The 17,924-nt window shown below is 43.9% G+C and carries 18 protein-coding genes and 3 tRNA genes; 7 read left to right on the forward strand and 14 right to left on the reverse strand.

Annotated elements, in window-relative coordinates; genetic code table 11:
- Window positions 1–87: 87 nt before the first annotated feature.
- The 5 genes from R1T43_RS11085 to R1T43_RS11105 form a co-directional block, all read right to left on the reverse strand.
- Window positions 88–179: transfer RNA gene (locus R1T43_RS11085), tRNA-Ser, on the reverse strand.
- 185 nt (window positions 180–364) lie between these two features.
- Complete coding sequence (locus R1T43_RS11090) at window positions 365–1,831, reverse strand: DUF3360 family protein (RefSeq protein ID WP_211072237.1); 1,467 nt, start codon at window positions 1,829–1,831, stop codon at window positions 365–367.
- A gap of 335 nt (window positions 1,832–2,166) precedes the next feature.
- A tRNA-Ser gene (locus tag R1T43_RS11095) sits at window positions 2,167–2,258 on the reverse strand.
- Between the two features lie 213 nt (window positions 2,259–2,471).
- Window positions 2,472–2,852 carry a hypothetical protein gene (locus tag R1T43_RS11100; protein ID WP_211072270.1) on the reverse strand — a complete coding sequence of 127 codons (381 nt, stop codon included), beginning with the start codon at window positions 2,850–2,852 and terminating at the stop codon, window positions 2,472–2,474.
- A 154-nt stretch (window positions 2,853–3,006) separates the two neighbouring features.
- Window positions 3,007–3,098, reverse strand: a tRNA-Ser gene (locus R1T43_RS11105).
- A 237-nt stretch (window positions 3,099–3,335) separates the two neighbouring features.
- Between R1T43_RS11105 and R1T43_RS11110 the strand changes: the two genes are divergently transcribed.
- The 6 genes from R1T43_RS11110 (at window position 3,336) to R1T43_RS11135 (ending at window position 6,794) form a co-directional block, all read left to right on the forward strand.
- The gene (locus tag R1T43_RS11110) at window positions 3,336–4,001 is read left to right on the forward strand and encodes a Bax inhibitor-1/YccA family protein (protein WP_013784150.1); all 666 of its coding nucleotides are present in this window, start codon (window positions 3,336–3,338) and stop codon (window positions 3,999–4,001) included.
- A 114-nt stretch (window positions 4,002–4,115) separates the two neighbouring features.
- Window positions 4,116–4,505 carry a sulfurtransferase complex subunit TusD gene (gene tusD / locus R1T43_RS11115; RefSeq protein WP_317348859.1) on the forward strand — a complete coding sequence of 130 codons (390 nt, stop codon included), beginning with the start codon at window positions 4,116–4,118 and terminating at the stop codon, window positions 4,503–4,505.
- Window positions 4,505–4,867 (forward strand): DsrE family protein, encoded by a 363-nt coding sequence (locus tag R1T43_RS11120; RefSeq protein ID WP_317348862.1) that lies wholly within the window; start codon window positions 4,505–4,507, stop codon window positions 4,865–4,867. Before tusD ends, R1T43_RS11120 begins: the two co-directional genes overlap by 1 nt.
- Window positions 4,867–5,265: a DsrH/TusB family sulfur metabolism protein gene (locus R1T43_RS11125; RefSeq protein ID WP_317348863.1), complete on the forward strand. Its 399-nt coding sequence runs from the start codon at window positions 4,867–4,869 to the stop codon at window positions 5,263–5,265. The genes R1T43_RS11120 and R1T43_RS11125 overlap by 1 nt, the downstream gene beginning before the upstream one ends.
- A 302-nt stretch (window positions 5,266–5,567) precedes the next feature.
- The gene (locus tag R1T43_RS11130) at window positions 5,568–5,915 is read left to right on the forward strand and encodes a TusE/DsrC/DsvC family sulfur relay protein (RefSeq protein ID WP_211072141.1); all 348 of its coding nucleotides are present in this window, start codon (window positions 5,568–5,570) and stop codon (window positions 5,913–5,915) included.
- Between the two features lie 60 nt (window positions 5,916–5,975).
- Window positions 5,976–6,794 (forward strand): HAD family hydrolase, encoded by an 819-nt coding sequence (locus R1T43_RS11135; protein ID WP_317348865.1) that lies wholly within the window; start codon window positions 5,976–5,978, stop codon window positions 6,792–6,794.
- 223 nt (window positions 6,795–7,017) lie between these two features.
- Here the strand turns inward: R1T43_RS11135 and serS are convergent, their stop codons facing one another.
- The 6 genes from serS to lrp all read right to left on the reverse strand — a co-directional run bounded on the left by serS (window position 7,018) and on the right by lrp (window position 14,304).
- Window positions 7,018–8,310 carry a serine--tRNA ligase gene (serS, locus tag R1T43_RS11140; RefSeq protein ID WP_211072143.1) on the reverse strand — a complete coding sequence of 431 codons (1,293 nt, stop codon included), beginning with the start codon at window positions 8,308–8,310 and terminating at the stop codon, window positions 7,018–7,020.
- A gap of 10 nt (window positions 8,311–8,320) precedes the next feature.
- Window positions 8,321–8,704: a fluoride efflux transporter CrcB gene (gene crcB / locus R1T43_RS11145; RefSeq protein WP_303462722.1), complete on the reverse strand. Its 384-nt coding sequence runs from the start codon at window positions 8,702–8,704 to the stop codon at window positions 8,321–8,323.
- 5 nt (window positions 8,705–8,709) lie between these two features.
- A complete protein-coding gene (locus R1T43_RS11150; RefSeq protein WP_317348871.1) occupies window positions 8,710–10,044 on the reverse strand; it encodes a replication-associated recombination protein A in 1,335 nt (444 codons plus the stop codon).
- 10 nt (window positions 10,045–10,054) lie between these two features.
- On the reverse strand, window positions 10,055–10,858 hold the full coding sequence (gene lolA, locus R1T43_RS11155; RefSeq protein WP_317348873.1) for an outer membrane lipoprotein chaperone LolA: 804 nt from the start codon (window positions 10,856–10,858) through the stop codon (window positions 10,055–10,057).
- A gap of 5 nt (window positions 10,859–10,863) precedes the next feature.
- Window positions 10,864–13,578: a DNA translocase FtsK gene (locus R1T43_RS11160; RefSeq protein WP_317348876.1), complete on the reverse strand. Its 2,715-nt coding sequence runs from the start codon at window positions 13,576–13,578 to the stop codon at window positions 10,864–10,866.
- 240 nt (window positions 13,579–13,818) lie between these two features.
- Window positions 13,819–14,304: a leucine-responsive transcriptional regulator Lrp gene (gene lrp / locus R1T43_RS11165; protein ID WP_013784161.1), complete on the reverse strand. Its 486-nt coding sequence runs from the start codon at window positions 14,302–14,304 to the stop codon at window positions 13,819–13,821.
- A gap of 146 nt (window positions 14,305–14,450) precedes the next feature.
- Here lrp and ald point away from each other — a divergent pair, with 146 nt between their 5' ends.
- A complete protein-coding gene (gene ald / locus R1T43_RS11170) occupies window positions 14,451–15,581 on the forward strand; it encodes an alanine dehydrogenase (protein ID WP_317348882.1) in 1,131 nt (376 codons plus the stop codon).
- A gap of 172 nt (window positions 15,582–15,753) precedes the next feature.
- On the opposite strand, the gene pyrF is transcribed toward ald, so the two are convergent.
- The 3 genes from pyrF to R1T43_RS11185 are packed head-to-tail and all read right to left on the reverse strand — an operon-like array spanning window position 15,754 to window position 17,885.
- Entirely contained in the window at window positions 15,754–16,449 is a 696-nt protein-coding gene (pyrF, locus tag R1T43_RS11175) for an orotidine-5'-phosphate decarboxylase (RefSeq protein WP_061997324.1), read from the reverse strand.
- A gap of 7 nt (window positions 16,450–16,456) precedes the next feature.
- Window positions 16,457–17,626, reverse strand: coding sequence for a lipopolysaccharide assembly protein LapB (gene lapB / locus R1T43_RS11180; protein ID WP_211072148.1), 1,170 nt, complete (start codon window positions 17,624–17,626; stop codon window positions 16,457–16,459).
- Between the two features lies 1 nt (window position 17,627).
- The gene (locus tag R1T43_RS11185; RefSeq protein WP_057791948.1) at window positions 17,628–17,885 is read right to left on the reverse strand and encodes a LapA family protein; all 258 of its coding nucleotides are present in this window, start codon (window positions 17,883–17,885) and stop codon (window positions 17,628–17,630) included.
- Window positions 17,886–17,924: the final 39 nt, after the last annotated feature.

Here is a 17,924-nt window from a genome sequence, read left to right on the forward strand (position 1 = left end):
ACGCGGTTCAATACTGCTTGATTTGGTATTAAGGCACTTTATTTCAGGCATAAAAAAACCCGCAACAAAGTGCGGGTTTCTAGAGCTTGGCGGAGAGGGAGGGATTCGAACCCCCGGAAGGTTTGACCCTTCGCCTGATTTCAAGTCAGGTGCATTAAACCGAGCTCTGCCACCTCTCCAAGTGCTGCGTATCTTAATGATTTAATTTTTTCTGTAAAGGACTAATTTTAATAAAGTCAATCAAGTGACTATTTGATAAACAAAATGACGAGCAATACGAAAAATTGCTCACTTTTTTGGCTAAAAAGCATGAGCCACAAATTTGTGGCTCATGCTTTCGCACCTAAAAATAATTGTAAAGCGTCTACAGTCGAAACGTTTCCATGATTGCAGGTACGCCAGGGAACATGCCAATTAATGCCATTACCGTACATAGCACAATAAAAGTAATGCCGGGTATTAACCACCTACCCGCTTTGCCCAGTTCACCAGCACGCTCCTTACAACCAACTAACCCTAAGTTATCAAGAAGCATGGTGAACGACCAACCAAACACAGGGTTAACCAGCACTGATGAAATAACCACTAATGCTGCAGATTGTGTTGTTTTGCCTTCTCGTGTCATTTGCATACCCGCTTCCATCAGCGGTAAAAATACACCTACTATCAGCGCAACACATAACACGGGCGGCCAAATCGCAAGATCCATTGGATAACCCCAAATGGCAGCAACCACACACAATAAGCCTGTTACTATCGCACCGCCTGGAATAGGCCTACGCGCAATTGACGCTGGAATAATGTAAGTACCCCACGATGAAGCAATATTTCCGCCACCCAGTAAACTGCCTACAGCCTGACGGCTAGATGCTGCAATCATGGTATCGTCAATATTCATGTGCGCTTTTTCACTGTTCTTCGGGTAACTCAATTTTTGGAAAACCTGATGCCCAAGAAAATCAGGAGACCACATAGACACCGCTAATACAGCAAATGGCAGTACCGCAATAAAATGAGACCAATCAGGTAACCCTAGTTGCCAACCTGTATTTTCACCCCACCAATAGGCTGGGTTTAAGTTTGGCATACCAGGCGAGGTGGTAAATTCAAATGGCGCGCCTAGCGTAAAAGCAATAACCGCAGCCATGACTGCACCTAAGGGAATAGCCAACCAACGCTTTTGAATATGCTCCAACCATGCATACATCAAAATAGTGGCAACAATAACCACAAAGGCTAAATAAGCCATGTCGAAACTCTCTGCCCACGCAAACAGCTTTTTTACTTGCCCAGTAATACCGATAAAACCTAAATACAGTAAAAGACCGCCACAAACCCCATTACTGGTTAATTTGGCAAGTACACTACCGCCTTTGGTTATCCCTAATAAAAAACCAAAGAAGCCAATTAGTAGCCCAAGCGCCATAGGATGACCGCCTGACGCAACAATTAGCGGTACCAAAGGCAGTAAAGGGCCATGAGTTCCCGCTAAGTTTGCTGAAGGGTTGAAAAAACCTGATATCAACACAACAAAAAGTACCGCAGCAATGAGCAGCTCAAATCGAACGTTTTCTACTACGAATTCAGGTGATAACCCTAACGGCGCGGCAAACGCCCCAACAACCGCCGCAACCATTACAATTTTACCTATCGTTGCCGCCATACCAGGTACGCAGTCTTCCCACTCTACACGATAGTCTCTACCTGGAAGGTTGAGTCGCCAGCGCTTTGGCGCAATGATCTGTAACTCGTGGTTTAGATAATCTTCTCTTGATTGAAATGTACTGCTTGGTTTGTGAAGCTTTTGATAAGAATCGCTTTCTTGAGACACTTTACACCTTACGATTGCTGGAAGAACCGCAAGGCTATACCTGTTAATAGCGTGTAACAATGCGACTGTGGTCTTACACGCAAGCTGATATTGTATTTATTTTAAACATAAAAAAACCCGCAACAGAGTGCGGGTTTCTAGAAGTTGGCGGAGAGGGAGGGATTCATTCGCGCCGTCCATGGCGCTCACCCTGCGGGCAGCCTTCGGCTGTGCAAAATGGCTATCCTGCCATTTTGTCGAACAACCAACGGGGGTTCTCACCCTCCCTCTCATGTAAGCTTTAACTTTTCTTAACCCATAAAAAAACCCGCAACAAAGTGCGGGTTTCTAGAACTTGGCGGAGAGGGAGGGATTCGAACCCCCGGAAGGTTTGACCCTTCGCCTGATTTCAAGTCAGGTGCATTAAACCGAGCTCTGCCACCTCTCCAAGTGCTGCGTATCTTAATGATATTTTTCGGCGTGTAAAGTGCAAATCTAAATAAAGTGTGCCAAGTGGCGAATAGATAAACAAAATGCAGTGCCAAGGCCAGATTTCATACAACATGCATTCGCTTTTTGCCTTTCAGTTAATGATGAAACTGAGTGGGTCAGCAAAGCTTGACGTTATTGTCGTCGGCGTTTTTTATGCCCTATTTGTGCTTTATAAAGGAATTAATCTTGCTTCCACTTCAACTTGTTCAACATGGCAAAGCCCCTCTTCCACTTCTACATCATACGCATACCAGTATTCGTATCCCTCTTTTTGAACGGTAATATTGTAAAAGCCTTCTCGTTCAAGTGCGCCTAACAAGAGCGTAGTAGAATCGCAATCCGTTGATTCTGGGTTTGTAAGCTCTTCTTCATAGCTCGATTCTTGAAGTATGGCACTGGCACCACAAGAAATAGGATCTTCGGTTACGTCATCAATAACAGTTATTGCAATGCCTGGAATAACCTCAGTGGTACAAACAACCCCGTCCTCGCTATCAGAATTACATCCTGCTAATAAGGCTATAGGTATCATAGCTAGAAAGTGCTTCATAAATTCATCCTTAAATTAATAGTAGGCTTCCGAAAATTCTTTTCTTTCTATAAATCAATAGCTGATTATAAAACATACATCAAATGTAATATAAGATCATGCACTTTATTAAAGACATAAAAAAACCCGCAGCAATGTGCGGGTTCTTAGAACTTGGCGGAGAGGGAGGGATTCGAACCCCCGGAAGGTTTGACCCTTCGCCTGATTTCAAGTCAGGTGCATTAAACCGAGCTCTGCCACCTCTCCAAGTGCTGCGTATCTTAATGATATTTTTATGACTGTAAAGTAAAAATTAAAAAAAATAGGTTAAGTGATGGCATTTCAGACAATTAGTGCGCTAATTGCGCGGTTGACACGTAATTCATACTTACTAACACTATTTTCATTTGAAACTACTTGAAAATGGGAACTAAAACCCATACAACATACACTAATAGTTAGTTTACCATTTTGGTTAAAGACATAGTCCTTTTGGAGGAAACAATGGATCAACGTTCGATGTATTCAAGTGCATCTCAACCATCAGTGTTGCAAACAAACAAGGTTTTGCGCAACACCTATATGCTGCTTGCGATGACACTAGCGTTCAGTGCGGTTTGTGCTGGTGTTGCCATGGCTGTAGGTATTTCTCCTATGATGTCATTAGGCATGACCATTGGTGCATTCATCACTTTATTTGTTGTACAAAAGAAAGCTGAATCAGCTTCAGGTATTTACTGGGTATTCTTGTTCACCGGTTTAATGGGCGCTTCATTAGGATACACGCTTAACTTTTACTTAGGTGTAGCGGGACCAGGCTTAATCATGGAAGCGTTAGGTGCTACCGCGTTAGTATTCTTCGCCCTTTCTGGTTATGCACTTACCACCAAAAAAGACTTCTCATTTATGGGTGGCTTCTTGGTAGTAGGCTTAGTTGTAGTGATTGTAGCGGCTATCGCGAATATGTTTTTCGCCGTACCTGCGGTTAGCTTGGCAATTAGCGCAGCTATCGTATTTATCATGTCTGGTTTCATCTTGTTTGATACAAGCCGCATCATCAACGGTGGCGAGACAAACTACATCCGCGCAACGGTTTCTTTGTACTTGAATATCTATAACTTGTTCACGTCTATGCTTCACCTTCTAGGTGCATTTGGCGGCGACGATTAAGCTTAACGTAAGCGTTTAAGAAAACACCCCGTTACTGGGGTGTTTTTGTTTCTACAACGCAATTTTTATTACTAGGTTTAACATTAGTTTTATCACTAACCATATTTTAGAGTAATGGCACACTATTCAATTTTAGTCACAAGCTCCCCTTACGAAGGCCAACATGCTCAGCGTGCGGTTTCCTTTATTAAAAGTGCAATTGCACAAGGGCATACTGTTAATAACATCTTCTTTTATGGCCAAGGTGTGCACCATGCTAATGGCTTCATGGTGGAAGTGGGTGATGAATTCTATCCACTTAACGGGTGGCAGGCGCTCAAAAACGACCATAATATTACCCTGCTGCTTTGTATTACTGCCGCGGTTAAACGCGGAGTCATTGGCGAGCAGGAAGCCGCTAGTGCTGGCGTGTCAGCTGCTAACGTGGCAGATGGGTTTGAACAAGCAGGTTTAGGTGAGTTTTTTACCGCACTTCATGACTGCGATAAGGTGGTACAGTTTTAATGGCTACTTTACTGATTCGTTTTACGCAAGCCCCTTATCAATCTAGCGCTAGTCAAGACGGGCTAGACTTCGCACTCGCTGCCACCAATTATGGCCATGAGATCATTGTGCTATTTGAACATCAAGGTGTGTTGCAGCTCAATAAGACTGATTCTGTGCGCGGAACAAAAAACCACAGCAAACGGTTAGGCTCCCTGCCCTTTTTCGATATTGAAGAATGTTACGTTTGCGAAGAAAGTTTGAAACTGTCGGCGCTAAATAACGAGAAACATGAATTAATAGCACAACTAGACGCTTCACTGTTATCGATTGATGAAAAGCTAGCACTGTGTGCGCGCGTTGACCACGTGGTGACCTTCTAATGCTCTTTATTGTAAAATCTTACCCCTTAAATGCTTTAGCAATCAAAACCTTAAAGCAGGCGTTTAGAAGTGCTGAGTCTGACCAAGCACTAGTTTTAATAGACGATGGTGTGTATTACGCCCAACAGACTAATGACGGTTTGTTAAGCGTTTTAGCGAAATTGAGCCTAACGAACACAATAGATGCCAACAAAGATTTGAATGGTGCCACTACGAGTATATTTGCTTTACAAGATGATCTTGCACTACGTGGCTTAAGCCTTAGTGAGAGCCATAGTGTAAACCAAACACTGAGCCATGAAGTAAGTAGTGAAGACGATACTGTATCTTTCACGCCAATATCGATGGATGAGTTTGTATCACTGACTGATACTTTTTATCCTATTGTATACTTATAAATGAACTTGTAGATGCACTTGTAGATGCACTTATAATTAATTCTTAAGGCGGTTGTTCTAAGTAAGGCAGTTGGCTGTTAACATCAGCTTCTTATTTAGCAAGTAGCCTCTAGATACTAGCTTTCAGGTACTAGCTTTTAAATCAGTCCCTTTTAAGCTTCACGCCTATGCAACCATTTGTGCCCGTGCAGTATTATGCTTATGCCGCAATAATGCGCTAAACCAATAACGGCATTTATAATACCGACACTTACAATACTGACAATTAAAATACCTTATGCGTCAATTACAGAGCTTTATTAATGACCCAAGAACAGTTTCATTTTGAATTTAACGGCACAGCCATTCCCACCGACAAAGCAGGCTATCTGCTTGATCACACCTTGTGGAATGAAGATATGGTGCCAACACTCGCTGCAAACGAAAATATTACGCTTAGTGAGCCTCATTGGGAAGTTATTCGCTTTGTACGTAACTTTTACGAAGAGTTTGAAACTAGCCCTGCTATTCGCGCACTAGTGAAAGCAATGGCAGCTAAATATGGGCCAGAAAAAGGTAATAGTCGTTATTTGCAACGGTTGTTCCCTAAAGGGCCAGCCAAGCAAGCTACTAAACTTGCTGGGTTGCCAAAGCCGGCTAAATGCTTGTAATACCTATTTCAGTTGGTGCATGCGCTTAGGCACTAATTAAGACCTAATGAGGAGCAGTACATGGATCTTATCTTTTTCGATTTAGACGGGACGCTGTTAAACAGCGAATCGCAAATATCAAATTACACCCGCGAAACGTTAGCCCTGCTCCAACAAAACGGCATAGCATATACAGTGGCAACGGGCAGAACCATGCTGTCAGCCAACAGCATTATTGCAGAAGATAACTTTCTTCTACCCCATATTTATAATAACGGTGTGGCTATATGGGATCCCACAGCCAATGCATTAACCCTTGAAAATCTCGTTAATGGTAATGAACTCGAATTCATCATCAATCTTGCCCATCAAAATGATATTACGCCTTTTGTGAATGTGATTGATGGCACGTCTCATGTTGTTTATCACCCCGCACCGAAACACCCAATAGAACAAAATTTATTAGACAAATATTTTAAGAAAACTAACGCACTACTTCGCCCGTTAAGCCAGCTTTCCCTTTCAGCTAAAATAACCAACATCAGTATGATTGGCGACAATACAAGGGTTAGAAATATGTGGAAAACCATTAACGACGTTGAAAACCTTATTGCGTATTCAGGGCCGGCAATTGAAGGGCAATCTTTTAGTTGGATGGATATTCACCACCGTGCGGCCAGCAAAGGTAGTGCGGTAATGAACTTGAAAGAAAAACTTGGCGCTACCAACGTTATTTGTTTTGGCGACAGCGACAACGATTTGAGCATGTTCGAGTTAGCGAACGAATGTTACGCCCCCGAAAACGCTAAGCCGGTTATCAAAAACGCCGCCAGTGAAGTGATTGGGCATCATAATGAAGATGGTGTCGCTCGCTTTCTGAGGCAACGATTTTCACTGTAAGTCACAAGTAAGTGACAAACACTACACGCTATGCTTTTTGCTGCTAGGCATTTTGTATTTTGGATTTACCAATAGGCATAGATATAGATATCGGCCAATAGAGATTTAGTTTCTCTCACATACAAAAAAGCTCGTAGATTCAACATCTACGAGCTTATAAACAGCAACTAAATACCTAATGCAAGTTGCAGCGCTAAATCTGCAACAACTTAGTTTAAAGCGCTTACGCTTTTATCACTTCTACACCGTTCATGTACGGTACTAGGGCTTTAGGTATCGTTACACTGCCGTCAGCCTGTTGGTAGTTTTCTAAAATAGCCACCAATGTACGACCAACTGCCAAACCAGAACCATTTAAGGTATGAAGCAACTCAGGCTTGTTTGTTTCTGGGTTTCTGAAACGTGCTTGCATACGTCTAGCCTGGAAATCTAACATGTTCGAACATGACGAGATTTCACGATAGGTGTTTTGTGCGGGCAACCATACTTCTAAATCGTAGGTTTTACATGCGCCAAAGCCCATGTCGCCAGTACAAAGCAATACTTTACGGTATGGCAATTCAAGTTTCTGCAAAATGGTTTCAGCGTGCTGAGTAAGTTCTTCTAACGCATCGAAGCTGTTTTCAGGCTTCACAAGCTGTACAAGCTCAACTTTGTCGAACTGATGCTGACGAATCAAACCACGGGTATCACGGCCATACGAGCCTGCTTCTGAACGAAAACAAGGAGTATGCGCGGTCATCTTAACTGGTAGCGACTTCTCATCTAGAATTTCATCACGGGCGATGTTGGTTAGCGGCACTTCTGCAGTTGGAATAAGTGAAAGCCCTTGGCCTTCTTCCGTTGCTGGCTGAGTATGAAATAAATCTTCACCAAATTTAGGTAATTGCCCTGTGCCGTAAAGGCTGTCAGCGTTTACCAAAAACGGGACATACATTTCATCATAACCGTGTTCGTTAGTGTGAACATCTAACATGAACTGGGCAATGGCACGGTTTAAGCGAGCCATCTCACGGCGCATCACTACAAAACGGCTACCGGTTAATTTAGTCGCCGTAGCAAAATCTAAGCTGTTATTTAGCCCTTCACCAATATCAACGTGATCTTTCACTTCAAAATCGAAAGTACGTGGCTCACCCCAACGTGAAATCTCAACGTTGTCGTCTTCGTCTTTACCTTCAGGTACCGACTCATGTGGCAAGTTAGGAATGCCTTGGGTAAACGCAGTGATTTCATCAAGCAATACGGTTAGTTCAGCTTTAGCCGCATCTAAGTCGTCGCCTAATTTGCCCACTTCTGCCAACAAAGGTGCAATATCTTCGCCTTGTGACTTGGCTTTACCAATGGACTTACTTCGAACATTACGTTCGTTCTGCAGATCCTGTGTTTTGGACTGAAGTGTTTTTCTTTTTTCTTCTAGCGAGTTAAATGTTGCTACATCGAGGTTATAACCACGGGCAGCCAAACGCTTGGCAGTTTCTTCTATATCGCTTCGTAAACACTTTGGATCTAACATGTGTTCCTACTTATCCTTTCATGAGTTCAATAGCCAGCCAACCTGCTAACAAGCAAGCGCCGACGTTAAGAAATATGTTAGCAATGGCTTTTAACCACAGCTCGTTTTCTAATAATGTGAGCGTTTCCACAGAGAATGTAGAAAATGTGGTAAACGCGCCCAACAGCCCTACCCCAATCAATGCGCGATAGGGAGAGTCGGTTAAATCGTTGCGCTCAAGAATGCCATACAAAGTGGCTAAAGCAAACGAGCCCACAACATTCACCGCTAGTGTACCAAAGGGCAAATTTTTTCCAAACCAAGAATCTATGGTTGTGGTACAAAAATAACGCAAGCAAGCCCCAATTGCGCCGCCCGCTGCAATATAGCAGTATAAAATAACGCCTTGAGGCACAATATTCACCGTTTCTGATTATTCCGCGCACTTTGTGCGCTTTCATTTAGCTTGTCTAAATAGTCACGTTTTGCTTTAAGCGCTTTCTCTAAACCACGTTCGTTAGGCTCGTATAAGCGAGTACCTGCAATGCTATCGGGTAAATACACTTCACCTGCTGCGAATGCATTGGGTTCGTTATGCGCGTACCGATAACCATCACCATGGCCTAGGTCTTTCATTAGTTCAGTAGGAGCATTACGTAAATGCATGGGCACAGGCGCATCGGATGTTTGTCTTGCTAGTGCTTTTGCTTGGCTAAATGCCATATAAACGGCATTACTTTTTGCCGCCAACGCACAATAAACAGCCGCTTGTGCAATGGCACGTTCACCCTCAGCTGGCCCCACGCGATGAAAGGTATCCCATGCGTTTATGCATAACTGCATGGCTCTGGGATCGGCATTACCAATATCTTCCGATGCAATTGCCAATAATCTTCTTGCCACATACAGCGCATCACCGCCACCGTCTAATATACGTCCGTACCAATATAGCGCGGCATCAGGATCGGAACCCCGTACCGACTTATGAAACGCCGATATTAGGTCGTAAAATGTATCACCTTTATTGTCGTAGCTGGCAATTTTTTCGCCTACGGCTTGTTCAATATCGGCAATAGAAATAACACTGTTCTCAGTAAAGTCGGCGGCTAGCTCTAAATAAGTGAGTAACCTGCGGCCATCACCGCCACACAAACCTAACAAGGCGTTACTCGCATCTTCCTCAATACTTAACTGTCGTAAACCTAACCCTTTTTCGTCATCGGTTAGCGCTCGTTGCATTAATTCAGCAAGTGCGTCTTGTTCTAGTGCTTTGAGTACATAAACCCGCACACGAGAAAGCAATGCGTTGTTCAATTCAAAAGAAGGGTTTTCAGTGGTTGCACCTATGAAAGTAACAGTACCCGACTCTACAAAAGGTAAAAAAGCGTCTTGTTGGCTTTTGTTGAACCTGTGTACCTCATCTACGAACAATAAAGTACGTTGGTTGTAGCGGGAGTTTTCTTTCGCGGAGTCCATTGCAGCGCGAATATCTTTAACCCCAGAAGTTACCGCCGAAATGCGAATAACCGAGGCGTTAGTATAGGTGGCAATAAGCTCTGCTAGGGTTGTTTTACCCGTACCAGGTGGGCCCCATAAAATCATTGAATGACAGTGACCCGCTTCTAGCATTTTACGTAGGGGTTTGTTTGCGCCTAATAAGTGCGACTGACCGGCATACTCATCTATGGTCACCGGCCGCATTTTAGCTGCTAGTGGCGCAAAAGGTTCGAGCGGTTCTTTGTTATCGTTAATCATCTATTCTTTGCTATCGCTGATCATCAATAATATAGCTTTGCGGCACGTCTACAGAGAAAAGATTGTCTTTAACAGTATCAATAGCAAAATCTAAGTCTTGGTCGCTAAACACTAACGCACTGGTTTGATCTTGTGCATCAAGCATATCTAACGTCGACAGAATACCGTCGCTGTTGAACCCTAATGTCAGTGACTTTATTTGGCCATCTGTCGATTTAGGCACAATTTGATATTGCTCTAACGTCGAGCTGGCTTTTGCGTCATCAAGCTTACTGATTACAAAGCTGTCCCACGTTTCATCGTCGTTAGCCGTTAATAAAACAATAGGGTTGTCTTTAATTGCTTGGTCTTGCGAAATAATAGTGACCTGCTCAACAAAGGTATCGATATTCCATACCGCTTCACCATCGGCGATAAGCAAGGTTTCATCAGGAAACGTGGTTTCCCAGCGAAGCTTATTCGGGCGCATCATGGTTAATGTACCCTGCGCTTCATGCACAATATTGCCTTGGGCATCCGTTACCGTTTGATTAAAAGCGGCTTGGTATTGCTGTAATCCATGTAGGCGTTTTTTCAAAAGTACATTTGCACTATCTGCTGCCTCAGCGGCTGCATTATCTCCTGCATTAACTGCTTTCGACATTTCGTTAGTACTTTGAGTGGTAAATTCAGGCTTTGTTACAGAACCCACTACCACTTCGGCTTCGCTATTCGTCTTTAGCGCATCGCTAGTTATATTAGTTACCTGCATTGCAGATAAGCTCAATGGTGCGGCTATTAACGCTGCCATCATAATAGGTACTACTTTGTTCATTCTTCTTAATCCTTAGGCGCTGGCGGAGCTAATACTTCGCGGTTGCCGTTGTGACCCTGTGCACTTACGACGCCACTAGATTCCATTTGTTCCACTAATCGTGCTGCGCGATTGTAACCAATTCTGAATTTGCGTTGCACACTAGAGACACTTGCCCTTCTTGTTTCGGTAACAAAGGCTACGGCTTCATCATAAAATGCATCAAATTCTTGATCTTCACCTTCGGCTTGTTCACCCGGTAAAAGTACCTCGGCAGACGCTTCGCCATTTAATATCTCATCAATATATTTAGGTGCGCCTCTACGCTTCCAATCTGCCACAACAGCATGAACTTCGTGGTCGTCCACGAAGGCGCCGTGCACACGAGTTGGAACTGGGCTGCCTGGTGGCAAGTACAACATATCACCCATGCCTAGCAGTGCTTCAGCACCTTGTTGGTCTAAGATAGTACGTGAATCAATTTTACTAGAAACCTGGAATGCAATACGCGTTGGAATATTCGCTTTAATTAAGCCGGTAATAACATCTACCGAAGGACGCTGTGTGGCGAGTACCAAGTGAATACCTGCTGCACGGGCCTTTTGTGCAATACGAGCAATTAGTTCTTCTACTTTTTTGCCTACAATCATCATCATGTCGGCGAATTCATCTACCACAACCACAATAGCGGGCAGCTTTTCTAAATCTGGCGCATGAGGCTCCATGCTTTCTTCACTCTTCCAAAGCGGGTCTTGAATAGGCGTGCCAGCGGCAATCGCTTCTTCCACTTTTGCGTTGTAGCCTTTTAAGTTTCTTACCCCTAAAGCGCTCATTAAGCGATAACGACGCTCCATCTCACCTACACACCAACGAAGGGCGTTCGCCGCTTCTTTCATGTCGGTAACCACTTCAGCAAGTAAATGCGGAATACCTTCATATACCGATAGCTCAAGCATTTTGGGGTCAATCATGATCATACGTACATCTTCTGGCGTGCTCTTATACAGCAAGCTTAAGATCATAACGTTAACCCCAACCGACTTACCTGAACCGGTAGTACCCGCCACCAACAAGTGAGGCATTTTAGCCAAATCTACTATTACAGGCTTACCGGAAATATCCGCACCTAATACCATGGTAAGCGGTGAACTATTACGCTGGAAGGCATCACCACCAATCACTTCACTCAAACGCACCATTTCACGCTTTTTGTTTGGAAGCTCAAGACCTATAACGGATTTACCCGGTATAACTTCTACCACACGTACTGATATTGCCGACATGGCGCGAGCCAAATCTTTAGATAAGCCCGTAATTTTGCTTACCTTCACTCCAGGTGCTAAATCTAGTTCGAAGCGCGTAATAACAGGGCCTGGGTATACACCCACAACATTGGCTTCAATATTAAAGTCAGCCAGTTTCTCTTCAACCAGCCTTGATATGCCATCTATCTCTTCTTGCGTGAGTGGATTCTCGTGTTTATCTGCACGCTCAAGCAAGTCGAACGACGGCATAGCAGTAATAGGTTCGCTCCCCTCCCCTTCAACACGGGTAATGGATTTTGCACCCATCGCAACCGGCGTAAAAGGTTGATGAGCCGGTTTTGGCGCTACTGATTCAGGAACAGGCGAAGGCGCTGGTGCCGGTGCCGGTGCCGGTGCTGATTCAGGAGCAGGCGCTGGCGTCTCTGCATTAACAGGCTCAGCGGTTTGTTGGGCCTCAGTCGCTTGCGTTTCATCTAACGTATCGGTTTGCGACATGTCGAAGGTTGGTTCAATCATTTCTTCTGACTGTGATTCAGCGACGTGATGATTGTCTGCTACCTCGTCTTTGCTAGAAGGCTTAGCCTCTTTCACTTTATTGCGTACCGCTTCACGCATACCCGATAACGAAAAGCTCGACTTAGGTTTATTTTCACTTTCAGTACTAGCAGGCGTGTGGCTTTGAGTTTCAAAAGGCGGTACATCATCTTGGTCAAACACATCATCTGGAATGCCAAATGACGGTTCACTGCGCTCAGCCTTAGGTGGCGGCGTATAAACGGGTTCAGGCGTTTCTGCAGGCTCTGCACGCATGCTGGTGATATCTAATTCGTCATTTTCAGGCTTTGCACTGCGAGAAGGTAGCGCAAGCCTTGGCATATCTAGGGCAAGTGCCTGTTGTGGTAAAGACACACATTTGCGCCCAAACCAAAGCGTCATTTCACCTAGTCTGTCCACAATACTTAACCAGCTAATGCCCGTTAATAAGGTAAAGCCGGTACAGAAAAAGCACAGAAGCAACAAAATCGTGCCTGCGGTATTAAAGTACGGCACAAGGGCTGAACTAATAACATCGCCCACAAAGCCGCCGGCAGAAAAGTTGTATATGTCGTCAAAATTTATACTGGCAATGCCCGTGGCACCTAGTGCCATTAATAAACCACCAATAATGCGCAAACCTATTGTGAGGTAATCGAACTCTTCTAGGGCTTTAATGTGTTGGAATAAGAACCAACCTAAAAAGGCTGCACCAAAAGGAAGGAGGTAAGCTAAGAAGCCAAAAGAGAAAAGTAATAAATCGGCACTCCACGCGCCGGTAGAGCCTACCCAGTTATGTACGTCTAATTGCAAGCCGGCTTGGCTCCAGCCAGGGTCGCCCGGATGAAAAGATACTAATGCCAGCAATAAGAAAAAGGCGAAGACACAGGCTATAATCATGCCGGCTTCCCAAATTCGCTGAATCCCTGTTAATTGCGTCATAACCCTAAATCACTTATTAAACTAAATTGATGTTTCGATGTTGTGATAATTCTATCGATAAAGAAGAATACAAATGCAGTGCCAATATTATCGTAATGTTTTCAATAAGTAATTTATTAATAAGGTGTATTACAAACCTGTTTACTTACACCCACTATTGCGAGTCAAATTCACACTAACAATAACCACTGTGTTTTTGCACAGCCTATCACAAATGCCCATAATTGAGCCATGCTTTCATTACTTCAAATTAATTCGAAGCGATGTTGTACTCTTCACTTCTTCCATTACCACATAGGTTCGTGACTCACTCACTCCTGGAAGGCGCAGTAAAGTGTCGCCTAACAATCTACGATAGCTAGACATGTCTGCAACTCGGGCTTTTAGCAAAAAGTCAAAATCCCCAGAGACCAGATGGCACTCTTGTATATCGTCATGAAGCCTAACTGCCGCAGAAAATTCTGCGAAGATATCCACCGACGTCTTCGTTAACGTTATTTCTACAAAAACAAGCATGGCGGCGCCCAGCTTTTCTGGATCAACCACGGCATGGTAGCCTTTTATATAGCCTTGGCTCTCTAAACGCTTCACACGCTCTAAGCAAGGACTAGGGCTTAAACCCACGTCTTTAGCCAATTCCACATTTGATATACGCCCATTTTTTTGTAGCGAAATCAGTATATTCCTGTCTATTCGGTCAAGGTGTTTTGGAGTCTTTACCAGCATATTTTATTCCGACTAAATCGTGCTATACAAGATTATATGCTGCAACCGATATTTTTTCAGCACATAGTTCGTTTTTATCTCACGTATACTGAATCAAATAATAATCGGCAAGTGAGCCACTAGGCTAATCAATTAGAGGAAGAGTTATGTTAATCGGTGTACCAAAAGAAATTAAGAACCATGAATATCGCGTTGGCTTAACGCCTGCGGCAGTAAAAGAGTTTACCAGTCATGGTCATTCAGTGTTAGTGCAAACACTAGCTGGCGATGCAATTGGTTTTACCGATGAAATGTACGTTGAAGCTGGTGCTGCTATCGCATCTACTGCTGAGCAAGTTTTTGCTGAAGCGGAAATGATTATTAAAGTAAAAGAGCCACAAACGAATGAATGTAAAATGCTTCGTAAAGGCCAAACCCTTTACACTTACCTTCATTTGGCACCAGATCCTACACAGACAGATCTTCTTATTGCTTCTGGCGCAACCTGTATCGCTTATGAAACCGTAACCGACGACCGTGGTGGTTTACCATTGTTAGCGCCAATGAGCGAAGTGGCTGGCCGTATGTCAGTTCAAGCCGGTGCACATTACCTAGAAAAAGCACATGGCGGCAGCGGTACACTATTGGGCGGCGTTCCTGGCGTAGCACCGGGTAAAGTGCTTATCATTGGTGGTGGTGTTGTAGGTACGCAAGCCGCTAAAATGGCCTTAGGCCTAGGCGCAGACGTGACTATTTTAGACCGTTCACTTCCTCGCCTTCGTCAGTTAGATGACATTTTTAATGGCCAAGTTAAAACGGTTTACTCTACCGTTGATGCGATTGAGCATTATTCGTCAAAAGCTGATCTTGTTGTTGGCGCAGTACTTATACCTGGCGCAGCAGCACCTAAGCTACTTAACCGCAAACAAATTGCGGCCATGAAGCCAGGCTCTGTTTTGGTTGATGTTGCTATCGACCAAGGTGGTTGTTTTGAAACCTCTAAAGCCACTACACACCAAGACCCTGTATACATCATCGACGACGTAGTGCATTACTGTGTTGCGAATATGCCAGGCGGTGTTGCACGTACCTCTACTATGGCCCTTAACAATGCGACGCTACCATTTGGTTTAGCGTTGGCGAATAAAGGGCCTGCAAAAGCCATGCTTGAAGATAAGCACTTATTGAACGGTCTTAACGTTCATGAAGGCAAAGTAACCTATAAAGCAGTTGTTGACGCATTAGGTGAAAAGTTAGGTTTAACTTACACACCTGCTGAAGAAGCACTAAACGCTTAAGCAATGCTTGATTATGCTAGTGCGGTAAAAGCACTAGCAAATAAAAACGCCCAGTAAGTGGTTAGCATATTGAATGCATTCACGACTGGGCGTTTTTTTGTGTGCTTTTTGTGTGTACCCTATGTGTGTATTTTTTGGTTTTTTTATTTTTGGGCAGTTAGCTATTTGGCAATTAACTGATAGACGCGTTTACCTGCTTCAATACTTCCATAGGTTCGCTAGCTTGCGTGATAGGTCGCCCCATTACTAAGTAGCTTACGCCACTGTCTATTGCTTCTGGCGGCGTCATTACGCGCTTTTGATCGCCCGCATCACTGCCCTTGGGGCGGATACCCGGCGTAACCAACAAAAAGTCTTCGCCGATTTCATTGCGTAGCATTGCTGCTTCTTTAGCAGAACACACCACACCATCTAAACCCGCTTGGGCAGTTAACGACGCTAAGCGTAATACTTGTTGCTCAGGCGTTACATTATCAATTACGCCACTTAGCTGCGATTGATCCATACTGGTTAGTACCGTTACCGCAATTAATTTGGTTTCAGGTCGGCTACTTTGTGCGATGCCTTCTTTGGCTGCCTGCATCATTGGAAGCCCACCACTGGCGTGCACGTTTACCATCCACACACCTAGTTCAGCAGCGGCTTTGCACGCTTTACCTACCGTGTTTGGAATATCGTGAAATTTCAAATCAAGAAAAACGTCGAAGCCTTTAGCCACTAAAGATTTTACAAACTCAGGGCCAAATAAGGTGAACATCTCTTTGCCCACTTTAACTTTACACAGGCTGGGATCTAATTGGTCTACAAACGAAAGTGCTTGTTCTTGGTTGTCATAGTCGAGTGCAACAATAACGCGAGGTTCTTGCATGGTGAAGTTATTCTCCGTCTAGCCCTTTTATCGGTTTTACTACGCCCCATTTTTTACATGAAGGACATAGCCAGTAGAGTTTACGCCCAGAAAATCCACAGCTATGGCAGCGGTATTTAGGGCGTTGCATCATTTGCTTCTCTACTAATTCTTTTAATATACGTAAACTCTCTGCTGAGGTCTTATCGTCTAATTGATCGATATATAAACCCATCAGGGTTTTAAAACCACGCATGGTTGGGCGTTTACGTAATTGTTCTAATAGGTAATCTGCTGCTTGAGTGGTATCGCCTTTTTTAAGCAATACATCAACCATGGCAAGGTACGAGGTTGCACACTCTTGCCAGTGGGCTTCTAAGCTTTCCTCGAAACTATCCCAATCACCGGTTTCTTCCGCAATTTTTTCTAAACTGGGCACCGCCTCACTGAACCAATTGATATCACGCTCGGCCACTTGTACAAAATAAGCCCGTGCGTCAGTGTAGCGTTGTTGTTGAAGTGCTAGCTGTCCAAGCATTAACCAAGGTCTTACTGCATGCTCATCGGCATTAACGGCCTTTTGAAGTAAAGATAACGCAGAACCCTGCTCATCGTCTTTTAGTTTCGCTACCGCGTGCTCACAATAGAAATGCGCTAAACGTTCGCACACATCATCGTTGTCGCCATGGCATTCCACCATGCGTTCGGCAAGCTCAATGGCTCTGTCCCACTCTTTCGTGGTTTGGTAAATACTAAATAACTGTGTTTGTGCTACCAAATAGTGTTTGTCGCTATTGAGTAGTTGAAGAAAAGCATTTTCAGCCCGCTCTAAAAAACCGGCGTGAGTGTAATCATGGCCAAGTTCTTTTAGCGCACTTTCACGTTGCGTGGGTTGCAACTCGTCTCGGCTTACTAGGTTTTGGTGAACCTTAATGGCTCTGTCTATTTCGCCCCGGTGACGAAAAAAGCTGCCCATCGCAATATGAGTTTCAACCGTGTCGCTGTTCACATTAATCATTTTAATTAACGTGTCTACCGCTTTATCGGGTTGATCGGAAAGGAGGAAGTTTAAGCCTTTATAGTAATGCTTAGAAAGAATACTAGACTGTTTACGTTGTGCTTGGCGAACACTGTTACGGCCCATAATCCATCCGTAACCTGCTGCAACAGGCAAAAGTAAAAACAGCAGTTCGAGCATATTAGTGTTCTTTTTTCAGGCTATTGATTTTTGAATTCGCCGACAACAACTGAACGCGTAAACGTAACCAGCTTGCTGACATAATAAGTATCCCTACTAACACCCCCAAAGAAAGCGCAATCGCAATAAGGGTGGAAACCCGCATGTTAGCTTGAGCAATAAGATAGTTAACGGTGATATAGGCTTCGTTTTGTGTGCCAATGACAAAAGCAAATGTCAGTAATATCAAAATGGCGAGTATTGTGAGGATCCCTTTCAAGACCAAACCCTTCTTGTACGTAATTAATAAAGAATAGCA

Source organism: Alteromonas sp. CI.11.F.A3 (assembly GCF_032925565.1).
Taxonomy (GTDB): Bacteria; Pseudomonadota; Gammaproteobacteria; order Enterobacterales; family Alteromonadaceae; genus Alteromonas.

Coding starts and splice junctions, on each gene's coding strand:
- R1T43_RS11100 (WP_211072270.1), bottom strand. CDS start 2,852: ATGAAGCACTTTCTAGCTATGATACCTATAGCCTTATTAGCAGGATGT.
- R1T43_RS11110 (WP_013784150.1), top strand. CDS start 3,336: ATGGATCAACGTTCGATGTATTCAAGTGCATCTCAACCATCAGTGTTG.
- tusD (WP_317348859.1), top strand. CDS start 4,116: ATGGCACACTATTCAATTTTAGTCACAAGCTCCCCTTACGAAGGCCAA.
- R1T43_RS11120 (WP_317348862.1), top strand. CDS start 4,505: ATGGCTACTTTACTGATTCGTTTTACGCAAGCCCCTTATCAATCTAGC.
- R1T43_RS11125 (WP_317348863.1), top strand. CDS start 4,867: ATGCTCTTTATTGTAAAATCTTACCCCTTAAATGCTTTAGCAATCAAA.
- R1T43_RS11130 (WP_211072141.1), top strand. CDS start 5,568: ATGACCCAAGAACAGTTTCATTTTGAATTTAACGGCACAGCCATTCCC.
- R1T43_RS11135 (WP_317348865.1), top strand. CDS start 5,976: ATGGATCTTATCTTTTTCGATTTAGACGGGACGCTGTTAAACAGCGAA.
- serS (WP_211072143.1), bottom strand. CDS start 8,310: ATGTTAGATCCAAAGTGTTTACGAAGCGATATAGAAGAAACTGCCAAG.
- R1T43_RS11150 (WP_317348871.1), bottom strand. CDS start 10,044: ATGATTAACGATAACAAAGAACCGCTCGAACCTTTTGCGCCACTAGCA.
- lolA (WP_317348873.1), bottom strand. CDS start 10,858: ATGAACAAAGTAGTACCTATTATGATGGCAGCGTTAATAGCCGCACCA.
- R1T43_RS11160 (WP_317348876.1), bottom strand. CDS start 13,578: ATGACGCAATTAACAGGGATTCAGCGAATTTGGGAAGCCGGCATGATT.
- lrp (WP_013784161.1), bottom strand. CDS start 14,304: ATGCTGGTAAAGACTCCAAAACACCTTGACCGAATAGACAGGAATATA.
- ald (WP_317348882.1), top strand. CDS start 14,451: ATGTTAATCGGTGTACCAAAAGAAATTAAGAACCATGAATATCGCGTT.
- pyrF (WP_061997324.1), bottom strand. CDS start 16,449: ATGCAAGAACCTCGCGTTATTGTTGCACTCGACTATGACAACCAAGAA.
- lapB (WP_211072148.1), bottom strand. CDS start 17,626: ATGCTCGAACTGCTGTTTTTACTTTTGCCTGTTGCAGCAGGTTACGGA.